Annotated in this window: 5 protein-coding genes and 1 pseudogene; 4 read left to right on the top strand and 2 right to left on the bottom strand. The window is 48.9% G+C overall.

The genetic code is table 11. The annotated features are described in order from the left end of the window. Positions 1 to 112: pseudogene (locus ABEA58_RS14055) on the top strand (IS481 family transposase); the annotation flags it as partial. A 341-nt stretch (positions 113 to 453) separates the two neighbouring features. Here the strand turns inward: ABEA58_RS14055 and ABEA58_RS14050 are convergent. Next, positions 454 to 705: a hypothetical protein gene (locus ABEA58_RS14050; protein WP_345552501.1), complete on the bottom strand. Its 252-nt coding sequence runs from the start codon at positions 703 to 705 to the stop codon at positions 454 to 456. Positions 706 to 1,884: 1,179 nt separating this feature from the next. Between ABEA58_RS14050 and ABEA58_RS14045 the strand changes: the two genes are divergently transcribed. Both ABEA58_RS14045 and ABEA58_RS14040 read left to right on the top strand, forming a co-directional pair. Then, the gene (locus ABEA58_RS14045; RefSeq protein ID WP_345552499.1) at positions 1,885 to 2,310 is read left to right on the top strand and encodes a hypothetical protein; all 426 of its coding nucleotides are present in this window, start codon (positions 1,885 to 1,887) and stop codon (positions 2,308 to 2,310) included. Positions 2,311 to 3,093: 783 nt separating this feature from the next. Further along, the gene (locus ABEA58_RS14040; protein WP_266072875.1) at positions 3,094 to 3,459 is read left to right on the top strand and encodes an energy transducer TonB family protein; all 366 of its coding nucleotides are present in this window, start codon (positions 3,094 to 3,096) and stop codon (positions 3,457 to 3,459) included. Positions 3,460 to 3,539: 80 nt separating this feature from the next. On the opposite strand, the gene ABEA58_RS14035 is transcribed toward ABEA58_RS14040, so the two are convergent. Then, positions 3,540 to 3,719 carry a hypothetical protein gene (locus ABEA58_RS14035; protein ID WP_345552495.1) on the bottom strand — a complete coding sequence of 60 codons (180 nt, stop codon included), beginning with the start codon at positions 3,717 to 3,719 and terminating at the stop codon, positions 3,540 to 3,542. Between the two features lie 227 nt (positions 3,720 to 3,946). Between ABEA58_RS14035 and ABEA58_RS14030 the strand changes: the two genes are divergently transcribed. Then, the coding region (locus ABEA58_RS14030) for a transposase (protein ID WP_345552493.1) at positions 3,947 to 4,196 on the top strand (250 nt) is incomplete at its 3' end.

The following is a 4,196-nucleotide window of genomic DNA, read 5'->3' as shown; positions in this document are numbered from 1 at the left end:
GGCGTATTACAATAATGAGCGCACGCACCAAGGCAAGAAGTGCTGCGGCCGTACACCGATGCAGACACTCGATGATGGCAAAAAAATCTGGATGGAAAAGTTCGTAAACTGAACCTGACCTGACAGAACACCTTCTGAAAAACTGGTAACTGTCAGATCAAGTTTGAACTACTACAAGTAAGTCCTTCACAATAATCTGAATGCAAGCGGCAGGGCTTCGGCTTTAGTCGCTTTCTTTTTGCCTGAAGCCTTCACGATGGTTGTGAAGGTTGGCCCCGAATAGGAAGGCTGGTCACGGCTACCGCCTCTTTGTTTTGTTGTCACCCCTATGCAGCGTACGCTGCGCACGTAAGTTGCTGATTTATATAGTAAAAAACTGTACTACACTTTTTTGTTAGGTGTAGTCACTGATCGAAGTAACTTGTTGATTTAGCTGAAAAAATACTGGTTCACTTAGCCGCCCAAATTAGCTGCGCCATCCTGTTTAAAATACCGCTTGGCATCATGCTTGAGCATGACACTTTCGATTAGCTCCTTAATGAGCTGTTGTTCCTTCTGATCAAGTCGGCAGACCCCTTCAAATAACATGAGCAGTTCGCCTTCAGGTTTGCGTTCTCGCTCTTCAAAAACCAGTTCGTCAATACTGGCATTCAAAGCAATAGCAAGCCGTCTAGAATTATTGGGGTCAGAGTAACATTCTGACACCCCATCCCTCCCAGCCATTCGCCAGTCTCCTATGCTAATGCCATGTATTCGAGGAGGAATCCATGGCTCGCTTACCCAGAATCGCCCCTGCGGGCGTACCCCAGCATGTTATCCAGCGTGGCAATAACCGGCAGGTGTGAATAATTGGGGTCAGAGTAATATTCTGACGGCCTACCCATCCCGACCAATCGCCGGTCTCCATGCCTACCTTACCTAGGCTCACATCTGCGGGCATGTACCGCAGCATGTTATCCGGCTTGGAAAAATCGGCGGTTCCATTTATATTGAACAATGACTTTTTCGACAAATTTGTTTGATTTCCTGATTATTCGTAAAGGTGCGAGGTGAATTGTGGCGACAAAAGTCCACTCTGACCCCAATTTTTTGTAGTGATGAGCAGGAGATACAGGAAGACCTATATTTAACTCAGGGTTGTGATTGAGTTATTTTAGTTACCACCCACAGGCCGTAACTCATCCAAAAAAGCCCGCTTGGCGTTGTGCTTGAGAATCAGGCTTTCCAGCAGCGCCTTGGCAATCTTCTTGTCCTCTTCATGAATAATTGGGGTCAGAGTAACATTCTGACACCCTATCCCTCCCAGCCATTCGCCAGTCTCCTATGTTAATGCCATGTATTCGAGGAGGAATCCATGGCTCGCTTACTCAGAATCGCCCCTGTGGGCGTACCCCAGCATGTTATCCAGCGCAGCAACAATTGGGGTCAGAGTAACATTCTGGCACCCTATCCCTCCCAGTCAATCGCCAATCTCCTATGCTAATGCCATGTGTTCGAGGAGGAATCCATGGCTCGCTTACCCAGAATCGCCCCTGTGGGCGTACCCCAGCAAGAATAATTGGGGTCAGTGTAGTATTCTGACAGCCTACCCATCCCGGCCAAACGCCGATCTCAATGCCTACCTTACCTAGACTCACATCTGCGGGCATGTACCGCAGCATGTTATCTAGATTGGCAACAATCGGTGGCTCCGGTTAGGTTGAACAATGACTTTTTCGGAAAGGTTGTTTGATTTCCTGATTATGCGTAGAGGTGCGAGGTAAAGTTTGGCGACAAAAGTCCACTCTGACCCCAATTTTCTGGGAACGTCCTTGGGGGTTTTAGCAACGAGCGCTCAAATTAGAGCCTATATAAACCAGGTCAAAAATAACTGGGGTAAACCGTATGTTAACAAGATGTAGTATTTTTCTTGTCTTTATGGCTTGTTGTTTTGGTTCTTACGCTGATGGTGGTGGTATCCCTGAAGTGAGCTTCTTCGAGCTGATGTCGGCGCCGGAAAAATATAAAGATAGGACGGTCGGGGTTTCCGGTGTTATAGACGCAAGGGCAAAGAGTAATCGAGGATATTTATTTTTATCGAAAGAACATTATGAGTACGGAGTCTCTGATAACGCCATAAAGGTAATTTATCCCGATAATTTTAAGTGCGGAAATTACTGCGGTGAGTACTTCCATATATTGGGGACAGTCAGAGTTGATGTGAAAGGAAACTTAAAATACATAGATGACATTAAAACTATTGTCTGGGATGGGCTTTATATCTGGCCCCCAGAAGTGGAGAGCCTAGGGGCGGTCACTTCAAGTAACTGACCTCTCTGATTGAGAATGTATTGATGAAGCCCCGGCAGAGCCATCTGCCGGGGCTTTGTGCTATCTGCCATTCCCCTCTTAGCCGCTAAGCCGCATCCCCCGCCGAGAGCCGATTGGCGGCGTGCTTCAGGATCAGGATATCCAGCAGCTCCTCAAATAATTGGGGTCAGAGTAACATTCTGACACCCTATCCATCCCAGCCATTCGCCAGTCTCCTATGCTAATGCCATGTATTCGAGGAGGAATCCATGGCTCGCTTACCCAGAATCGCCCCTGCGGGCGTACCCCAGCATGTTATCCAGCGTGGCAATAACCGGCAGGTGTGAATAATTGGGGTCAGAGTAATATTCTGACGGCCTACCCATCCCGACCAATCGCCGGTCTCCATGCCTACCTTACCTAGGCTCACATCTGCGGGCATGTACCGCAGCATGTTATCCGGCTTGGAAAAAATCTGCGGTTCCGTTTATATTGAACAATGACTTTTTCGACAAATTTGTTTGATTTCCTGATTATTCGTAAAGGTGCGAGGTGAATTGTGGCGACAAAAGTCCACTCTGACCCCAATTTTTCCCCAAATCTTAATATCCCGTTAGCAACGGACTCTACAGGGATGGGGATGATAGATAGCGTTTCGGTAGACTACACTGCTATGGAAAACCTTATACATTCGTTCGGGCACGAGACCGCACACTCACTGGGGCTTGATACAAAAAGTGTCTGGCACGTACAAGGTGAGAGGATGGGCATGGACGCTGTAGAGCGGTTTAGGGGGATGTATTGATGCGCTTCAAAATGTTAACGCCGCGGAAAATTATCGCTTTATCTATCGGCACTTTAGTCGCGATTATGAGCACCGCTTCTTGTGTGCTAGCAGGGGAGGATGTTATTGGTTCTCCAAGAATACAACTTGTTTTACCCGATAATATTCCGGACTGCACTGCCGGATCAGTGTTAGTTGGTTTTGATGTTGGCGATGATGGGAAAGTTTTAAATGCCCGAGTTCTCGAATCGACACCAGCTGAAATTTTTGATCAGGCCGCGATTGCTACGGTTCAGCGCTTTCAGTTGGATAGGGCTGCTGGCAAGACGGGTTTAAAATACAAGGTTGTATATCCACCGATGGGCAATTGCGAGGGGCACCCCTGACATTTTAAAGTAAAACCCACAAAGCCCCGACAGGACCATCTGCCGGGGCTTTGTGCTATCTGCCATTCTCTTCTTAGCCGCTAAGCCGCATCCCCCGCCGAGAGGCGATTGGCCGCGTGCTTGAGGATCAGGATATCCAGCAGCTCCTTGGCGATCTTCTTCTCTTCCTCGCTGAATCCGCTCAGCGCCTCAAACTGCATCCGAAAACTCGTATCCGGCCCGCGCTCCCCCTCCGCAAATACTAACTCGTCCAGGGTCACATGCAGCTCCTTGGCGAGGCGCACCAGTAATAATTGGGGTCAGAGTAACATTCTGACACCCTATCCCTCCCAGCCGTTCGCCAGTCTCCTATGCTAATGCCATGTATCCGAGGAGGAATCCATGGCTTGAACGGAATAATTGGGGTCAGAGTAACATTCTGACACCCTATCCATCCCAGCCATTCGCCAGTCTCCTATGCTAATGCCATGTATTCGAGGAGGAATCCATGGCTCGCTTACCCAGAATCGCCCCTGTGGGCGTACCCCAGCATGTTATCCAGCGTGGCAACAACCGGCAGGTCTGTTTTGCTTGTGAGGATGATTTTATTGCTTATGCCGGCTGGTTGCGTGACTACGCGGAGGAATATGCGGTGGAAGTGCATGCATGGGTCTTTATGACCAACCATGTGCACTTGCTGGTGACGCCGTTAGAGGAGCGCGCGGTATCGAAGATGATGCAGGCGCTGGGGCGCATGT

It is taken from the genome of Microbulbifer aestuariivivens, from assembly GCF_039545115.1.
GTDB classification, from domain to species: Bacteria; Pseudomonadota; Gammaproteobacteria; order Pseudomonadales; family Cellvibrionaceae; genus Microbulbifer; species Microbulbifer aestuariivivens.
This window is presented reverse-complemented; position numbering and strand designations above follow the sequence as displayed.